This window comes from Mesorhizobium sp. M1348 (genome assembly GCF_040317925.1).
Lineage (GTDB): Bacteria > Pseudomonadota > Alphaproteobacteria > Rhizobiales > Rhizobiaceae > Mesorhizobium.
The window spans coordinates 215,294-230,896 of record NZ_JAMYLH010000007.1 but is presented as its reverse complement, the minus strand read 5'-3'; the positions used below and the strand labels follow the sequence as shown (position 1 = coordinate 230,896).

Genomic DNA, 15,603 nt, shown 5'->3' with positions numbered 1-15,603 from the left:
CAGAATAAACAGCAAAGGCAATTTGTCTTTATCGGCCGGGCAGGCTAGTCTGGAACCATTCCAGAATGGCGCGGCCGCTGGCCCAGCCCGGAAAATCAACAAATCGCAGAAAATCAACAAAATCGGAGGCAAAGATGGACGCGAAAACCGACGACAACAGCGCCGGCAAATGCCCGGTCCCACATGGATCGGCCAGGAGGAGCAACCGTGACTGGTGGCCGAACCAGCTTGACCTCGGTGTCCTCCACCAGCAGTCGAACCTCTCGGACCCGATGGACGAGGACTTCGACTATGCCAAGGAATTCAAGAGCCTCGATCTCGATGCGGTGATCAGGGATCTGCACCAGGTGATGACCGATTCGCAGGATTGGTGGCCGGCCGATTTCGGCCATTACGGCCCGCTCTTCATCCGCATGGCCTGGCACAGCGCCGGCACCTATCGTATCGGCGATGGCCGTGGCGGCGCCGGCGCCGGCCAGCAGCGTTTCGCGCCGCTCAACAGCTGGCCGGACAACGCCAATCTCGACAAGGCGCGCCGGCTGCTGTGGCCGATCAAGCAGAAATACGGCAGGAAAATCTCCTGGGCCGACCTGTTGATCCTCGCCGGCAACGTCGCGCTGGAATCGATGGGCTTCAAGACGTTCGGCTTCGCCGGCGGCCGCGCCGATGTCTGGGAGCCCGAGCAGGACGTCGACTGGGGGTCGGAAACCAAGTGGCTCGCCGACGAGCGCTATTCCGGCGACCGCGAACTTCACGGCCATCTCGGCGCCGTGCAGATGGGGCTGATCTACGTCAACCCGGAAGGGCCGAACGGCACGCCCGATCCATTGGCCGCGGCACGCGACATCCGCGAAACCTTCGCGCGCATGGCCATGAACGACGAGGAAACCGTGGCGCTGATCGCCGGCGGCCACACCTTCGGCAAGACCCACGGCGCTGGCGATGCATCGCTGGTCGGGGCGGAGCCGGAAGGCGCCGGCATCGAGGCGCAGGGCCTCGGCTGGTCGAGCAAATATGCCACCGGCATTGCCGGCGACGCCATCACCTCGGGCCTCGAGGTGACCTGGACCACGACGCCGACGAAATGGAGCAACAACTTCTTCGACAATCTGTTCAACTACGAATGGGAGCTGACCAAGAGCCCGGCCGGCGCCCATCAGTGGACGCCGAAGGGCGGCGCCGGTGCAGGCACCGTGCCGGACGCGCACGATCCGTCGAAGCGCCGCGCGCCGGCGATGCTGACCACCGACCTCGCGCTGCGCGTCGACCCGGCCTACGAGAAGATCTCGCGGCGGTTCCATCAGAATCCGGATCAGCTCGCGGACGCGTTTGCCCGCGCCTGGTTCAAGCTGACCCACCGCGACATGGGTCCGGCCGTCCGCTATCTCGGCCCGCTCGTGCCGAAGGAAGAGCTGATCTGGCAGGATCCGATACCGGCAGTCGACCACGAGCTGGTCAACGAGCAGGATATCGCCTCGCTGAAGGCGAAGATCCTGGCCTCCGGCCTGTCCGTGTCCGAACTGGTCTCGACCGCCTGGGCCTCGGCCTCGACTTTCCGCGGCTCCGACAAGCGCGGCGGCGCCAACGGCGCCCGCATCCGCCTGGCGCCGCAGAAGGATTGGGAGGTCAACCAGCCGGCGCAGCTGGCCAAGGTGCTAGAAAAGCTTGAAGGCATCCAGAAGGAGTTCAATGCTTCGCAGTCCGGCGGCAAGAAGGTCTCGCTTGCCGACCTCATCGTTCTCGGCGGCGTCGCCGCGGTCGAGAAGGCAGCCAAAGACGGCGGCCATGACGTCAAGGTGCCGTTCACGCCGGGCCGCATGGACGCCTCGCAGGAACAGACGGATGTCCAGTCCTTCGCCGCGCTCGAGCCGAAAGTCGATGGCTTCCGCAATTATGTCAGGGGCAAGCCGCCGATGTCGGTCGAGGCCATGCTGGTCGACCGGGCACAGCTGCTGACCTTGACGGCGCCGGAGATGACGGTGCTCGTCGGCGGCTTACGGGTGCTCGGCGCCGACACCGGCAACTCGAAGCACGGGGTGTTCACCGACAGGCCGGGCACCTTGACCAACGATTTCTTCGTCAACCTGCTCTCCATGAACACGGTCTGGGATCCGGCCGCCGGCTCCGATGAAGTCTACGAAGCACGCGACCGCAAGACCAGGGCGGTCAAGTGGACCGGCACCCGCGCGGACCTGATCTTCGGCTCGCACGCACAGTTGCGTGCGCTTGCCGAGGTCTACGGATCGGCCGACGCGGGGCAGAAGTTCGTCAGGGATTTCGTCGCCGCCTGGACCAAGGTGATGAACGCCGACCGTTTTGACCTTGCGGCCTGATCCGGGCACACGAACTTCTCGACGCAACAAAAAAGGCGCGGGCCTCGACCCGCGCCTTTTTCGTTGGGCTTCCGAAAAGTCAGTCCTTCTCGAAGATACCGGCCTTGGCGACCACGCCGGCAATGGCGCCGCCGATCAACGGCGCGACGATGAACAGCCACAGCTGGCCGATCGCCGCAGTTCCCGAAAACAGCGCCGGGCCGATCGAACGGGCCGGGTTGAGCGATGTGCCGGTCACCGGAATGATGGCGAAGTGCAGGCCGGCCAGCGTCAGGCCGATGACCAGGCCGGCAAAGGCCGTGGTGTGCTTGGCGTTGGTGACGCCGAGGATCACCGTGACGAAGGTGAAGGTTCCGATCAGCTCCCACAGGAAGGCCGAGCTGACGCCCCATTTCGTCACGTCCCAGCCATTGGCGCCGATGCCGCCGGTGTGGCCGCCGACCTGTCCGGAGACGATGATCCACAGTGCCAGCGACGCGATGATGGCGCCGATGATCTGCGCGATCCAGTAGGGAATGACGTCCCTGGCCGGCATCCGCCCGGCAAGAAACACGCCGAGCGTCACCGCCGGATTGAGGTGCGCGCCCGAAATCGGGCCGATCGCATAGGCCGCCGCAATGAGGCCGATGCCGAACGCCAGACCGATACCTTCCTGGCCAAGCGGCAGCGCGCCGCCGAAGCCGCCCGTCACCACCGAAGCCGTGCCGATGAACACCAATAGAAACGTGCCTAGAACTTCCGCCAGATAAGTCTTCATTGCCCTCTCCTCGTATCGACCCGCGGCTCCGCCTTTTTCTGCGACGCGAATCACCGCGCAAAGAGTATTCGCAACCGCAAAAGTTGCAAAGCAGAGCAGTTGCACCAGTCGGCGTGCTTGCGCGCGCCAAACAAGCACATTAGAGACTTGTTATATATTGATCGAATTATTTGGTTCCGCATGCCGACGCCCGCTTGGTGGCGGCGGCTCGCGATGCACCAACCCACATTCGTCACCCCCTTGCATGGATTGTCTCGCCGTCGGGGAAACAGAACTGTTTCAATCAGGACACGAAAAGCTCTAAGAGCAGGGCCGGAATTAGTTTGCTGAGTAATGGAAGACGACAATGAGACTGGGCGGGCGGCTGGCGGCAGCCATCGAAGTGCTTGACGACATTGGCCGGCGCCACCGGCCGGTGGCCGATGCGCTGAAGGACTGGGGCCTGTCGCACCGCTTCGCCGGTGGCGGCGACCGCGCTGCGATCGGCAACATCGTCTATGACGCGCTGCGCCGCAAGCGCTCCGCTGGCTGGCTCTTGGGCGAGGATACGCCGCGCGCCATCGGCTTCGGCGCGCTGCTGCTCGAATGGGGCCAGACGGCGCAGTCGCTGAACCAGGCGCTCGAGGGCGACAAGTTCGCGCCGCCGCTGCTTACCGCCGACGAACTGACAACGCTTGCGGCTCGCCGGCTTGCCGATGCGCCGCCGGCTGTCAGGGCAGACATCGCCGACTGGTGCATGCCGCTGTTCGAACGGGCGTTCGGCACGGCCTGGGTGGAAGAGGGTGCCGCGCTTGGCACTCGCCCGCCGCTCGACCTCAGGGTCAACACGCTGAAGGCCGATCGTGGCAAGGTGTTGGCGGAATTGGCGGAGACCGGCGCCAAGCCCGCCCGGATCGCGCCGCACGGTATCCGCATCCGGCCGATCGAAGGCGATGGCAGGCACCCGAACGTGCAGGCCGAGCCGGCCTTCCAGAAAGGCTGGTTCGAAGTTCAGGACGAGGGTTCGCAGATTGCGGCCGAACTGGCCGGCGCCGAACCTGGCATGCAGCTGCTCGACTTTTGCGCCGGCGCCGGCGGCAAGACGCTGGCGCTGTCTGCGGCGATGGACAATCGCGGCCAGATCTTCGCCCACGATGCCGAGAAGGCAAGGCTGGCGCCGATCTTCGACCGCATCCGCCGCTCGGAAAACCGCAATGTGCAGATCGTCACCAAGCCGGCGGAGCTCGCGCCGCTCGGCAAGCATATGGACATCGTCCTGATCGATGCGCCCTGCACCGGCAGCGGCACGTGGCGGCGCCGGCCGGATGCCAAATGGCGGCTGACGCAAAGGCAGCTCGACGCCCGCAAGGGCGAGCAGGAGACGATCCTCGATGCCGCCAGGGACTTCGTCAAACCCGGCGGCCTGCTGGTCTACATCACCTGTTCGGTGTTCGACGAGGAAAATGGCGACCAGGTTTCGGCGTTCCGGGACCGCCATCCCGGCTTTGTCCCGGTCGATCACCGCCAGCTTTGGGACAGCCGTTTTGCGGGCCACGAAGCGGCAGTGCGTATTGGCGCTGCGGGCGGCATTTCGCTGTCGCCGTTGCTGAGCGGCACCGACGGCTTTTACTTCTGCGCGCTGCGCCGCGCCGGCTGAACCTTTGCCATCGATACGGGGCCGGGTCGAATGCTGCAGTGCAGCATTTGCGATTGCCTGCCGCCCACCCCTCTGCGATAAATGCCTTTGCAATAAGATTTGTCGGAGAAACGAAGGTCGACGGCCATGGCAGCAAAGATCGTTCCTGCTCCCGATTATGAGGACCGCGTCAGGACGTCCTTTGCGCGCCAGAACGCGATGATGACCATTGGCGCCGAGCTGACGCTGGTGACGCCCGGCATCATCGAGATCGAAATGCCCTATTCTGCGGCACTGACCCAGCAGCACGGCTTTCTCCATGCCGGCGTCATTTCGACGGCTCTCGACTCGGCCTGCGGCTATGCAGCATTCTCGCTGATGCCGGAAAATTCCGGCGTGCTGACCATCGAGTTCAAGGTCAATCTGCTGGCGCCCGGCCGGGGCGAGCGCTTCCTGTTCCGCGGCTCGGTGACCAAGCCCGGCCGCACCATCATCGTCGCCGACGGCCAGGCCTATGCGTTCGCCACCGACGGCGAGGCCAAGCTGATCGCCACGATGACCGGAACGATGATGACGGTGCTCGGCCGCGACGGTATCGAGGGGTGAGGAGCGGTCCGCGCAGCGGACGAAAAGCCCCTAAATGGGCTTTTCGAGCGACGAACGCCCGGAGCCATAGCGAAGGGCCGGGGGCCGGTGAGGGCACGTCGCCCTTCTTACCTTCCGGCTCCGGTGGTAGGGCCAGAAAGGAGTAGATCGTCGTGACCGGTAAAATGTCTCGCCTGTCCGGCAGGTCCGTTCTTTTCGTCATGGCGGCCGAGGCCGAGTACGGTCCACACCTGCAACGGCTGTTCACGCCGCTGCTGACCGGCGTCGGGCCGGTCGAGGCCGGTGTCGTGCTCGGCGCGGAACTGTCCCGGCGGGCGGCCGAAAACGCGCTGCCGGATCTCGTCGTGTCGCTCGGTTCGGCGGGCAGCCGGACGCTGGAGCAGACGGAGATCTACCAGGCCGTTTCAGTCGCCTACCGCGATATGGACGCTTCGCCCCTGGGGTTCGAGAAAGGCGCCACGCCGTTTCTCGACCTGCCTGTCAGCGTGCCGCTGCCGTTCAGCATACCAGGCATCAGGCCGGCGACGCTGTCGACCGGGGCGGCAATAGTCACCGGCGCCGCCTACGACGCGATCGCCGCTGACATGGTCGACATGGAAACCTTCGCCTGCCTGCGCGCCTGCCAGCTGTTCGACGTGCCGCTTATCGGCCTGCGCGGCATTTCCGACGGCGCGGCCGATCTGAGACACGTTGGCGACTGGACCGAATATCTGCACGTCATCGACGAGAAGCTGGCCGGGGCGGTGCAACTGCTGGAACAGGCGATCGCCTCCGGCGCGATCGACTTCAAGGTTGTTGGGGCGGCAGGTTCTTAGCGTTGCCGAACAGCACGCCGATCATCCTGAAGCGAACGGCGTTGTCGCGATTGACGTAAGTGACTGACCCGGGCTCATGATCGAGAGTCCAGCGTCCGGTCGCGCCGGTGTCCCAGTCGGCGACATAACCGTCATCGAGCATCCGCCAGCGCCCGCTTCGCGCCTCGCCATCGTCGAGCAGCATGTGCGCGGCACCCTCTCTTTCAAAATAGACGTAAGCCTCCTTGCCGTTTCGTTCCAACACATGGGTCATGCCCGGAATGAGCATTGCAAGGGTTTCCTTCCGAAGTGCTGCCATGATTTCCTCCTGAATTGAAGTCGCCGATTGCCTTGACCGGCGTCGCCACTTAGAGTGAACTAGTAGTCAAGATGCTTGACTATCTATCGGGCGAGAAGAATTTGGTCAAGAGCCTTGACGAAAAACCCGAAGCGCTGCCGGATCACATAGGTTGGCGGCTGTGGCAGGCGAGCCGCGCCTGGCAGACCGAGTTCGCCGCGGCGATGCGCGCTGCCGGCCATCACTGGTTCACCGAAGCGCGTGCCGGCCTGCTTGGACACATCCCGCGCGGTGGCATGCGCCAGTCGGCGCTGATCGAGCGCTCGGCGATCTCAAAACAGGCGGTTCAGCAATTGCTCGATGGCTTGGAGACGGAAGGTGTGTTGCAGCGTCTCCCCGATCCGCAAGACGGCCGCGGCAAGTTTGTGCGCTACACGCGCAAGGGGCTGGACGCCCTGCGCGATGGCGATCGCATCAAGCTGCAGATCGAACGGAGCTATGTTGCCCGCCTCGGCCATGAGCGTTTCGCGGCACTGATGGGCGCCTTGCGGTCACTCGATACAACGCAAACTGATGCATTGGACAAAGCCTCTGGCGTTCAGGATGACGCACCGGAATCGAAGTGACAGCGCGACCTCGCAGCCCATTGCGCCGACTCGTTTCTTTCTCTAAACGCTCGCCATGAAAACAGCCAATCATCCCGACACCGTCCTGATTGTCGATTTCGGCAGCCAGTTCACCCAGCTGATCGCCCGCCGCATCCGCGAGGCCGGCGTCTTTTCCGAGATCGTGCCCTTCCAGTCGGCCGAGGCGGCGTTCAAGCGCATCAACCCGAAGGCGGTGATCCTGTCCGGCGGCCCGGCCTCGACCAGCGACATCGGCAGCCCGCGCGCCCCGCAGATCGTCTTCGATGCCGGCGTGCCGGTGCTCGGCATCTGCTACGGCCAGATGGCGATGTGCGTGCAGATGGGCGGCGTCGCCGAAAGCTCCGACCATCGCGAATTCGGCCGCGCCTTCGTCGAGATCGCCAAGGACAGCCCGCTGTTTGAGGGCCTGTGGGCGCCCGGCCAGCGCCACCAAGTGTGGATGAGCCATGGCGACCGCGTCATCACCCTGCCGAAGGGGTTCGAGGTGCTCGGAAAATCGGAGGGCTCGCCCTTCGCCATCTTCGGCAATGTCGAGCGCAAGATGTACGGCCTCATGTTCCACCCCGAAGTCGTGCATACGCCGGACGGCGCCAGGCTGCTCCGCAACTTCGTCCACAACATCGCCGGCATCGAAGGCGACTGGACGATGCGCGCCTACCGCGAGCACGCGGTCGAGACGATCCGCAAACAGGTCGGCAAGGGCAAGGTGATCTGCGCGCTGTCGGGCGGCGTCGATTCCTCGGTCGCGGCCCTGCTGATCCACGAGGCGGTCGGCGACCAGCTCACCTGCATCCTCGTCGACCACGGGCTGATGCGCAAGGACGAGGCGGCCGGCGTGGTTGAGATGTTTCGCCAGCACTATAATCTGCCGCTGATCCTGGTCGATGCCTCGGACCGGTTCATCTCGGCATTGGAGGGCGAGGCCGACCCCGAGAGGAAGCGCAAGACCATCGGCCGGCTGTTCATCGAAGTGTTCGAGGAGGAGGCCGAGAAGCTCGGCGGCGCCGATTTCCTGGCGCAAGGCACCCTCTATCCCGACGTCATCGAAAGCGTCTCTTTCACCGGCGGACCGTCGGTGACCATCAAGTCGCACCACAATGTCGGCGGCTTGCCCGAACGCATGAACATGCAGCTGGTCGAGCCGTTGCGCGAATTGTTCAAGGACGAGGTGAGGGCGCTCGGCAAGGAGCTCGGCCTGCCCGACAGCTTCATCGGCCGGCATCCGTTCCCCGGTCCCGGTCTCGCCATCCGCTGCCCGGGCGGCATTACCCGCGAAAAGCTGGAGATCCTGCGCGAGGCTGACGCCATCTATCTCGACGAAATCCGCAAGGCCGGCCTCTACGATGCCATCTGGCAGGCCTTCGCCGTGCTGCTGCCGGTGCAGACCGTCGGCGTGATGGGCGACGGCCGCACCTACGAATTCGTCTGCGCGCTGCGTGCCGTCACCTCGGTAGATGGCATGACCGCGGATTTCTACCACTACGACATGGCATTCCTCGGAGCAGCCGCCACCCGCATCATTAACGAGGTGCGCGGCATCAACCGCGTCGTCTACGACGTGACGAGCAAACCGCCGGGCACGATCGAGTGGGAGTGAAGGGAAGCGGCGGCAGTAGGGTGTCTCCGCAGCGATTTTCGCTGCCGCGCAGTTGCCGTTCCAGTCCGGATCTCACTCCCGGCGGGCGTATAGAACATAAGATAACGCCGTTATTCATCGAAGAGCGTCCGTTCGTTCGCCGCGTCGTATTTGCGGAGGTCGCCTCTCATCCGGTCCCGCCACCGCTCCACGAATGTCAGAGTTTCGGGCGCATGAAGATGAGCAGTGAGGGATGCTTGATCTCTCCACCGCTCTGCGACGAGCAGACGCCCGGCGGCACGACCATCCACGGCAACAGCGTAGAACAGGCCCCCGTCACGCTGCTTGGCACTGTGCGCAAGCGCCTCGATATCGGTGACGAACTCGGCCATCGCGGATGGTTCGACGTGGACATATCCGGTCACGATAAGCATCGTTTTTTCCCCTGAGCCTTCCCCATCCTTTCGATCATGCAACGGTCAGGACGATCTTGCCCTGGATGTTCCCGCGAGCGGCGCGCTCGTGTGCTCTTGCCGCCTCGGCGAGGGGGAACGTGCTGTCGATGACGATGCGGACGGTGCCATCGTCCAGCAGGCGAGAGGCTTGCGCTAGTTGTGCGCCATTCGAACGGACCTGCGTGGTCGAAACCGTGATACCACGCGTTTCGGCTTCGTCGTGGCCGGTAAAGCCAAGCGGGTACACCGGTAGCAGGGCACCACCCCGCTTCAAGGTGCGGAGGAAGCGGCCGGTGTCCGGACCGCCCACGGCATCAAGGACGAGATCAACATCGCGCACGACCTCGTCGGCCGACGTTCTGGTGTAATCGATGAATTGATCGATGCCGAGGTCGCCCATCAGACCCCGATTCTTGCCCGATGCCACGGCAATGACACGCGCACCCTTCCATTTTGCGAGTTGCACGGCCAAGTGCCCGACGCCACCTCCGGCGCCGTTGACGAGAACCGTCTTGCCCTCAAGGGGCACCGGCACATGCGTGAACGATTGGAACGGGTTGGGTTCGTCGTGACCCAACTCGATCAGGAACTGCCAGGCGGTAAGCAGCGACATGGGCGCGCCGGCCGCACGGACATGATCGATGTTGGCTGGTTTCCGCGCCAGCTGCGAAGCTGGCACGCTGACATACTCGGCATAGGCTTTGCTGCCTTCCATGACATGCTCTGGGAAACGCACCATGGCGTAGACTTCGTCGCCGACGCCAACGCCCCGCACGTCGCTGGCGACAGCCTCGACAACGCCCGACATGTCCGATCCGAGGATCAGCGGAAAGGCGGGATAAGGTTGCCACTCCGGAGGGAGCGACCGGTAGCCATCCCGCAGATACCAGTCCGGCGGATTGAGGCCGACGGCGTGGACCCGGACCAGAACCTCACCCGGCGTCGCAGCGGGGCGGGGCGCATTCTCGTAGCGCAACAAGTCTGGACCGCCGAACTCGTGCAGACGGACTGCTTTCATCACATCGCTCATCATCACTCCGTTAGGTGTGCCAAGGTTGAAACGTGATGTAGTCAAATCGTACAAGATTGATAATTATGCTCGAATTCGCTTTAGTAATTCCATGAGGGAACAAATAGCACTTGAAAGGCTAACGGGGCTGATCGCCTTTGCCCGTGTCGGGTCGATGGGCAGCTTCACCGCGGCCGCCCGATCCTTGTCGATTTCGCCCTCAGCTATCAGCAAAAGCATCCAGCGGCTGGAGCAGAACCTGGGCATATCCCTCATTACCCGCACGACCCGCTCGCTGACCCTCACACCAGAAGGGCGCGACCTGCATGAGCGCGCGCTTAGGCTGCTGCGCGAAGCAGAGGAGATCGAGCAGCTGGCGACGATGGCGCGCTCGGAACCGTCAGGCACTCTGCGGATCGCCACCTCACTGCCGATCGGCATCCATATGATCGCACCCACGCTGCCGAGTTTTCGCCGGCTGCACCCCAAGGTCGCAGTCGACCTTCGCTTGAGCGACCAGTTCGTCGATATCATTGAAGAGCGAATCGACATTGCGGTGCGGATCGGCGATCTCGCTGACTCGCGGCTGTTGTCGCGCCAGTTCGCACCGCATTGGCTCTGCTGCTTCGCGTCGCCAGCCTATCTGGCCGCACGGGGCACTCCTTCGCATCCGGACGAACTGGAAGGACACGACACTGTGACCCTGCGCTATCAAAGCAGCGGCCAAGTGTTGCGCTGGCCTTTCCGTGTCGGCGATCGCGAAATCGAAATCATGCCTCCATCCGGCATTGTCGTGGACGCCAGCGAAGCGCTGATCGCAACGCTGGTTGCAGGCGGCGGCATCGGCATCAGCGCAAACTTCATCGCGGCGCCCCATGTCGCGCGCAGCGAATTGGTGCCGGTGCTTTCCAACCATGCGGTCGAGCGGCACAATATCACGGCGGTCTGGCCGGAAAGCCGGCGCGCCAATCCCGCTGTGCGCGCCTTCCTCGACCTGTTGCAGGGTGTGTCGAGAAACAGGTGAAGGTCACGGCCAGCATTCGGCCTGAAGACGCCGGGCAGGAGAAACTCAAGGGACGCTCAGCCGCTGGTGTCGACCGTCCGCTGGTCGGCGCCATTGGCGCCATAACCGTCTCGGCAGCTACGCGACGAAGCGGACCACGCCGCCATCCACCCGCAAAGCCGCGCCGGTTGTCGCCGAAGCCTGCTCCGAGCATGCGTAGATGATCATGTTGGCCACCTCATCGGTGGTCGCGAAGCGTTGGATGAGGGTGGTCGGACGCATCGCCTTCAAGAAGCCCTGTTCGGCCTCCTGCTGAGTGATTCCGTTTGCGTCAGCCTGCTTCGCCATGAAGTCGCCCAGGATCTCAGAGCGGGTAGGTCCCGGCAGGACGGCGTTGATTGTGACACCCGTGCCCGCGACCGCCTCGGCGAGCCCGCGCGACACCGCGAGTTGAGCGGTCTTGGTCATGCCGTAGTCGAGCATTTCCTTGGGGATGTTGACTGCGGACTCGCTACTCACAAACACGACGCGGCCCCAGCCTTTCGCCACCATCCGCGGCAGGTAATGACGGGTCACGCGCACGCCACTCATTACGTTCAACTGGAAGAGGCTAAGCCAGTCCTCGTCGGGGATCTTCGCGATGTCCTCGACGCCACTGTAGCTCCGGATGTGAGCCGTACCAACATTGTTCACAAGGATATCGGCGTCCGGCGCCTGCGCGATCAAGGCCTCGGCACCCTCCGCTGTCGCAAGATCGGCGGCGATGCCCGAGATGTCGCTTCCGGGAAAGGCCTGCCGCATCTGCCGCACCGCCTCGTCGACCCGGGTATTCCCACGGCCGTTGACGACGACCGATGCACCGGCACGGGCCAACCCCTCCGCCGTCGCGCGGCCGATACCGGCGGTGGATCCGGTGACAATCGCCTTGCGGCCCCTGAGTTCAATATTCATATCATTTATCTCCAATGGTAGGTGGGTGATCATCCGCCGATCCAGGTTGGAAGCGCCCGTCGTCTGTTGAGTACAGACAATATTCGGACGAAGGCAGGCCCAGTACTGTTCGGTCGAAAGCGTTGCGGCCCAAGCAACGGGCCAGGCCTCAAGACAAGCGCATCAAGTTGCCTTGCTTACCACTTCCGCCTCCGCAGCGCGGGCGAGGCTTTCGACCCATTCCTGGTGATAGCGGTAGAGTGCACCGGGATGCTTGCGCCCGAGTTCCTCAAGGAACCAAGGGCCCTGCTGCGTTTCTTCGGTCAGCACATGGCAGCCATCGACCGTAGGAGTGATGACCCAGCCGTGGTACGCGCTCGAGCCGGTCTCGTCGCCATCGACGGTCGTCGTCCACGCGAGCCTGCGGAAGGGTTCACACTCCGTCACGACCAGACTCATCGGAAAGCCAACCGTCACCCGGCTGTATCTGGTTTCAAGCGCCAGTTCCGGCTTGCCGGTCAGGATCTTGACCTGATCTTCGGCGGGAAAGTAGCTCGACCAATTCTCGGCATCGACGAGCAGCTTCCAGACCACTTCAGGCGGCGCCTTCACGTCAATGTCGTTGAGTGCGTAGATGGCCGACGTTTTCGGATCATATCGCTCGGGCCAAATCACATGGTCATACATCGATTACTGCTCCTTCTTGAACAAATCCTGGAAGATGAGCTGGCCCCAAGCGCGGCCGCGTGCGTGCACCAGCGCGCCACCCTCGTTGAGCTTTCCCAGCTTGACGGGTGCGAACCCGAGTTGTTTGGCCAAGGCCGCCACGGGAGCGATCGCGTCCTCGTCGTCGCTCGACAGAAAAACGACCCGGTGCCCGCCCTCGACGATCGGATCGGCAGCCAGGGTGGCCGCAACCAGGTGATTGAAACCTTTCACGAATTTGGCGCCGGTGAACGCCTTCGCGACGAAGGCGGAGGACGGGAGACCATCCAGCTCTTCAGGGACTGGAAACGCGTTCATCGCGTCGATGACCGTCTTGCCTTTCCAGCTCGGCAGGACCTTCGCAACCTCGCGATGCTGCCCGAACGGGACCGCCAAGATGATTGTGTCGGCCTCGAGTGCATCCCGCAGCGACTTGGCGATGACCGTGGGTCCAATCGCCCGAGCCTGCGGCGCCAACGCCTCGGGCGGCCGGCGGCTCGCGACGGTCACGTCGATGTTTTTACGGGCGAAGGCGTGGGCGAGGGCCTGGCCTATCTTACCGAATCCTACAATAGCGTAGCTCATAAAACTTCTCCGATCCGTATTGGTCTTGATTCCCCGGCCTTCAACGGCGCTGGGTTATCCGTTCTGCTGTGTGGCGTCCTTTGCGTAGACGTCCCGTCGTGAACGACTTCAGCGCGGCCGGGCCGACCATTCAGCGGGGAAGTCGTTCCACCATGGACACGCTAGTTCCCGCCGATCAGCCGCTTCCCGCGATCCGCCGCGATTTCAGATGGCCGAGAAGCCTCCGTCGACAGACAACTCCAGCCCATTCACGAAGCTCGAATCGTCTGAAGCAAGAAACAGCGCGGCCGCCGCAATTTCCTCAGGACGACCCATCTTTCCCCGCGGGATCAGGGATTCGAACATCTGCTTCGCCTCCTCGGTGAGAACTTGGTCCTGCATCGGTGTGGCGATCGGCCCCGGGTGCAGCACGTTCACCCGGATATTCCTGCCCTTGAGTTCGTTGAGCCACCCGCGTGCGAATGCGTGCAGCGCCGCCTTGCTCGCCGCATACACGCTGTAGCCAGGAAAACCTTTGATCGAAGCAACTGACCCGGTCATGAAGATCGATCCGCCATCGTTGAACAGCGGCAACGCCTTCTGAACCGTAAACAGCGTGCCGCGCGTATTCAGGCCGAAGGTCGCATCGAAATGCTGCTCGGTAATCTCGCCCAGTGGGACGGCTTCGCCCGTGCCGGCGCTCGCGTACAGGACGTCGATCTTGCCCTTTTCGCGCTTGACTGCATCGAACAGGCGGTCGAGGTCGTCGAGATTGGACGCATCGCTGCGCACGCCGGTCACGTTCCGGCCGATCAGCTTGACGGCCTCGTCCAGCGCCTCCTGTCTCCGGCCCGTGATGAAAACATAGGCGCCTTCTTCAACGAACCGCTTGGCGCTCGCCAACGCCATGCCGCTCGATCCACCTGTGATGACTGCAACCTTACCCTCAAGCTTTCCCATAACTTCTCCTTTCGTGGTGTCGGGACAGCATCTGCCTCCGAGAACCTCGAAATGGGTCCGCCGGCGTCCGTTGTTGAGTGCGGAAGCGCGCACATCGGTGGTGCAAAATCGATCCGGCTGGACGACTGACGCCAGCCGCGACGATCGGTGTCCGCCGTTCGGAATTGGGCCGCGCTCGTCGACATAAGCTATGATGACCGCCCTTACTGCTGTACGATGCGTTAGATACGGGCTTTGGAAGGCGCACCGCGCGGTGCCGGATTGCACCATGATCGACTGGGATGACATTCGCTACTTTCTTGCGGTGGCGCGCGGAGGCTCAGTGCGGGCTGCCGCCGAGGGCCTCGGAGTGTATCACTCGACCGCGCTGCGACGCATCGCACAGCTCGAGGAACGCCTCGGGGCGCAGATGTTCGAAAAGCTGCCTTCGGGCTACCGCCTGACGGCTGCGGGCGAGGAGGTCCTCGAGCTCGCGAACCAGATGGAAGCGTCGTCGCACCAGCTGGAGACGCGCGTCTTCGGGCGCGACCAGAGCGTGCGCGGGCTTCTGCGGGTGACGCTGGCACCGCCCCTCGCGACACACCTGCTCATGCCGGACTTCGCCGATTTCGCGCGTCTGCATCCGGACATCGAGATGGAAATCTTGTCGTCCGGCGAGCTGGCAAATCTGACCAACCGAGAGGCCGACGTGGCGATCCGCGTCGTCTACGACCGCAAAACCCTGCCGCTCAATCTTCACGGCCTGAAGGGACCGGAGCTGTTCGGCGGCGTCTACATGTCTCGCGATCGACTAGCCGCGTGGCGTGCGGGTGCGCCTGATCCCATCCGGTGGATCGTCATTAGCATTCATGGAATTCCGGATTGGGCCAGCGAGGGTGAGGTTCGTACCACGGGGGTTCCGTTCAGGACCACGGACGGCGAGGCGCAGATCGTTGCAGTACGGCAAGGGCTCGGGATGACGACACTGCCGTGCTTCGTCGGAGATGCCGACCCCCTACTGGTGAGGGTGCCGGGCACCGACCTGCACATGTACGGAACGCTCTGGCTTCTCACACAGGGGGAGACACGCAAGACGAAGCGCGTGCGGCTCTTCACGGAGTTCGTATCCCGCAGGCTCGCCGCGTACGCTCCGCTTCTCGCGGGGCTGTCCATATCGCGCGACTGACGCCCGGCAGGTCGCCGGCGGCGCTTGCCGTAATCCGGTCGGAAGCCGAGCTGCGATCGCTTGAAGCGGCGTCGTTCAATCCGCGAATGTTGCGCCGTATCGCAACCGGCGCGAGGGCCACACTACTGACGGCGACGGACTTCACCATCGCTGACGGTCTTTTTGGCAGGCTGGAGACGCCGCCTT

Annotated in this window: 16 protein-coding genes; 8 read left to right on the top strand and 8 right to left on the bottom strand. The window is 63.6% G+C overall.

The annotated features are described in order from the left end of the window. Nucleotides 1-134 precede the first annotated feature (134 nt). Complete coding sequence (katG, locus tag NKH13_RS15315) at nucleotides 135-2,333, top strand: catalase/peroxidase HPI (RefSeq protein ID WP_352912908.1); 2,199 nt, start codon at nucleotides 135-137, stop codon at nucleotides 2,331-2,333. A gap of 79 nt (nucleotides 2,334-2,412) precedes the next feature. Here the strand turns inward: katG and NKH13_RS15310 are convergent, their stop codons facing one another. Then, nucleotides 2,413-3,090: an MIP/aquaporin family protein gene (locus tag NKH13_RS15310; RefSeq protein ID WP_352912907.1), complete on the bottom strand. Its 678-nt coding sequence runs from the start codon at nucleotides 3,088-3,090 to the stop codon at nucleotides 2,413-2,415. 346 nt (nucleotides 3,091-3,436) lie between these two features. Between NKH13_RS15310 and NKH13_RS15305 the strand changes: the two genes are divergently transcribed. From NKH13_RS15305 to NKH13_RS15295, 3 genes are all read left to right on the top strand, one after another. Then, nucleotides 3,437-4,726: an RsmB/NOP family class I SAM-dependent RNA methyltransferase gene (locus tag NKH13_RS15305; RefSeq protein ID WP_352912906.1), complete on the top strand. Its 1,290-nt coding sequence runs from the start codon at nucleotides 3,437-3,439 to the stop codon at nucleotides 4,724-4,726. Nucleotides 4,727-4,852: 126 nt separating this feature from the next. Further along, entirely contained in the window at nucleotides 4,853-5,311 is a 459-nt protein-coding gene (locus NKH13_RS15300; RefSeq protein WP_292654248.1) for a PaaI family thioesterase, read from the top strand. Between the two features lie 164 nt (nucleotides 5,312-5,475). Then, nucleotides 5,476-6,126: a 5'-methylthioadenosine/S-adenosylhomocysteine nucleosidase gene (locus NKH13_RS15295; RefSeq protein ID WP_502908319.1), complete on the top strand. Its 651-nt coding sequence runs from the start codon at nucleotides 5,476-5,478 to the stop codon at nucleotides 6,124-6,126. Here NKH13_RS15295 and NKH13_RS15290 read toward each other — a convergent pair. Next, the gene (locus NKH13_RS15290; RefSeq protein WP_352912904.1) at nucleotides 6,098-6,394 is read right to left on the bottom strand and encodes a hypothetical protein; all 297 of its coding nucleotides are present in this window, start codon (nucleotides 6,392-6,394) and stop codon (nucleotides 6,098-6,100) included. The two genes, NKH13_RS15295 and NKH13_RS15290, sit on opposite strands and share 29 nt — an antisense overlap. Before the next feature lie 101 nt (nucleotides 6,395-6,495). On the opposite strand from NKH13_RS15290, the gene NKH13_RS15285 reads away from it, so the two are divergent. Both NKH13_RS15285 and guaA read left to right on the top strand, forming a co-directional pair. Then, nucleotides 6,496-7,029 (top strand): MarR family winged helix-turn-helix transcriptional regulator, encoded by a 534-nt coding sequence (locus NKH13_RS15285; RefSeq protein ID WP_352912903.1) that lies wholly within the window; start codon nucleotides 6,496-6,498, stop codon nucleotides 7,027-7,029. 55 nt (nucleotides 7,030-7,084) lie between these two features. Next, nucleotides 7,085-8,647: a glutamine-hydrolyzing GMP synthase gene (guaA, locus tag NKH13_RS15280; RefSeq protein ID WP_352912902.1), complete on the top strand. Its 1,563-nt coding sequence runs from the start codon at nucleotides 7,085-7,087 to the stop codon at nucleotides 8,645-8,647. A gap of 110 nt (nucleotides 8,648-8,757) precedes the next feature. Here guaA and NKH13_RS15275 read toward each other — a convergent pair whose 3' ends face one another. Both NKH13_RS15275 and NKH13_RS15270 read right to left on the bottom strand, forming a co-directional pair. Then, entirely contained in the window at nucleotides 8,758-9,060 is a 303-nt protein-coding gene (locus tag NKH13_RS15275; protein WP_352912901.1) for a putative quinol monooxygenase, read from the bottom strand. Nucleotides 9,061-9,094: 34 nt separating this feature from the next. Then, the gene (locus NKH13_RS15270) at nucleotides 9,095-10,114 is read right to left on the bottom strand and encodes an NADP-dependent oxidoreductase (RefSeq protein WP_352912900.1); all 1,020 of its coding nucleotides are present in this window, start codon (nucleotides 10,112-10,114) and stop codon (nucleotides 9,095-9,097) included. A gap of 88 nt (nucleotides 10,115-10,202) precedes the next feature. Between NKH13_RS15270 and NKH13_RS15265 the strand changes: the two genes are divergently transcribed. Continuing rightward, nucleotides 10,203-11,114 carry a LysR family transcriptional regulator gene (locus tag NKH13_RS15265; RefSeq protein ID WP_352912899.1) on the top strand — a complete coding sequence of 304 codons (912 nt, stop codon included), beginning with the start codon at nucleotides 10,203-10,205 and terminating at the stop codon, nucleotides 11,112-11,114. Nucleotides 11,115-11,231: 117 nt separating this feature from the next. On the opposite strand, the gene NKH13_RS15260 is transcribed toward NKH13_RS15265, so the two are convergent. From NKH13_RS15260 to NKH13_RS15245, 4 genes are all read right to left on the bottom strand, one after another. Then, nucleotides 11,232-12,044 (bottom strand): SDR family NAD(P)-dependent oxidoreductase, encoded by an 813-nt coding sequence (locus tag NKH13_RS15260; protein ID WP_352912898.1) that lies wholly within the window; start codon nucleotides 12,042-12,044, stop codon nucleotides 11,232-11,234. A 162-nt stretch (nucleotides 12,045-12,206) separates the two neighbouring features. Continuing rightward, nucleotides 12,207-12,710, bottom strand: coding sequence for an SRPBCC domain-containing protein (locus tag NKH13_RS15255; RefSeq protein WP_352912897.1), 504 nt, complete (start codon nucleotides 12,708-12,710; stop codon nucleotides 12,207-12,209). 3 nt (nucleotides 12,711-12,713) lie between these two features. After that, the gene (locus NKH13_RS15250; RefSeq protein ID WP_352912896.1) at nucleotides 12,714-13,313 is read right to left on the bottom strand and encodes an NADPH-dependent F420 reductase; all 600 of its coding nucleotides are present in this window, start codon (nucleotides 13,311-13,313) and stop codon (nucleotides 12,714-12,716) included. 204 nt (nucleotides 13,314-13,517) lie between these two features. After that, entirely contained in the window at nucleotides 13,518-14,252 is a 735-nt protein-coding gene (locus NKH13_RS15245) for an SDR family NAD(P)-dependent oxidoreductase (RefSeq protein WP_352912895.1), read from the bottom strand. 268 nt (nucleotides 14,253-14,520) lie between these two features. Between NKH13_RS15245 and NKH13_RS15240 the strand changes: the two genes are divergently transcribed. Next, nucleotides 14,521-15,417: a LysR family transcriptional regulator gene (locus NKH13_RS15240; RefSeq protein ID WP_352912894.1), complete on the top strand. Its 897-nt coding sequence runs from the start codon at nucleotides 14,521-14,523 to the stop codon at nucleotides 15,415-15,417. The last annotated feature ends 186 nt before the right edge of the window (nucleotides 15,418-15,603 follow it).

Bases quoted from the DNA above. Each gene is read 5' to 3' on its own strand.
- NKH13_RS15240 (WP_352912894.1), top strand. From the start codon at position 14,521: ATGATCGACTGGGATGACATTCGCTACTTTCTTGCGGTGGCGCGCGGA.
- NKH13_RS15260 (WP_352912898.1), bottom strand. From the start codon at position 12,044: ATGAATATTGAACTCAGGGGCCGCAAGGCGATTGTCACCGGATCCACC.
- katG (WP_352912908.1), top strand. From the start codon at position 135: ATGGACGCGAAAACCGACGACAACAGCGCCGGCAAATGCCCGGTCCCA.
- NKH13_RS15300 (WP_292654248.1), top strand. From the start codon at position 4,853: ATGGCAGCAAAGATCGTTCCTGCTCCCGATTATGAGGACCGCGTCAGG.
- NKH13_RS15285 (WP_352912903.1), top strand. From the start codon at position 6,496: ATGCTTGACTATCTATCGGGCGAGAAGAATTTGGTCAAGAGCCTTGAC.
- NKH13_RS15270 (WP_352912900.1), bottom strand. From the start codon at position 10,114: ATGATGAGCGATGTGATGAAAGCAGTCCGTCTGCACGAGTTCGGCGGT.
- NKH13_RS15245 (WP_352912895.1), bottom strand. From the start codon at position 14,252: ATGGGAAAGCTTGAGGGTAAGGTTGCAGTCATCACAGGTGGATCGAGC.
- guaA (WP_352912902.1), top strand. From the start codon at position 7,085: ATGAAAACAGCCAATCATCCCGACACCGTCCTGATTGTCGATTTCGGC.
- NKH13_RS15295 (WP_502908319.1), top strand. From the start codon at position 5,476: ATGTCTCGCCTGTCCGGCAGGTCCGTTCTTTTCGTCATGGCGGCCGAG.
- NKH13_RS15310 (WP_352912907.1), bottom strand. From the start codon at position 3,090: ATGAAGACTTATCTGGCGGAAGTTCTAGGCACGTTTCTATTGGTGTTC.
- NKH13_RS15265 (WP_352912899.1), top strand. From the start codon at position 10,203: ATGAGGGAACAAATAGCACTTGAAAGGCTAACGGGGCTGATCGCCTTT.
- NKH13_RS15305 (WP_352912906.1), top strand. From the start codon at position 3,437: ATGAGACTGGGCGGGCGGCTGGCGGCAGCCATCGAAGTGCTTGACGAC.
- NKH13_RS15250 (WP_352912896.1), bottom strand. From the start codon at position 13,313: ATGAGCTACGCTATTGTAGGATTCGGTAAGATAGGCCAGGCCCTCGCC.
- NKH13_RS15290 (WP_352912904.1), bottom strand. From the start codon at position 6,394: ATGCTCATTCCGGGCATGACCCATGTGTTGGAACGAAACGGCAAGGAG.
- NKH13_RS15255 (WP_352912897.1), bottom strand. From the start codon at position 12,710: ATGTATGACCATGTGATTTGGCCCGAGCGATATGATCCGAAAACGTCG.
- NKH13_RS15275 (WP_352912901.1), bottom strand. From the start codon at position 9,060: ATGCTTATCGTGACCGGATATGTCCACGTCGAACCATCCGCGATGGCC.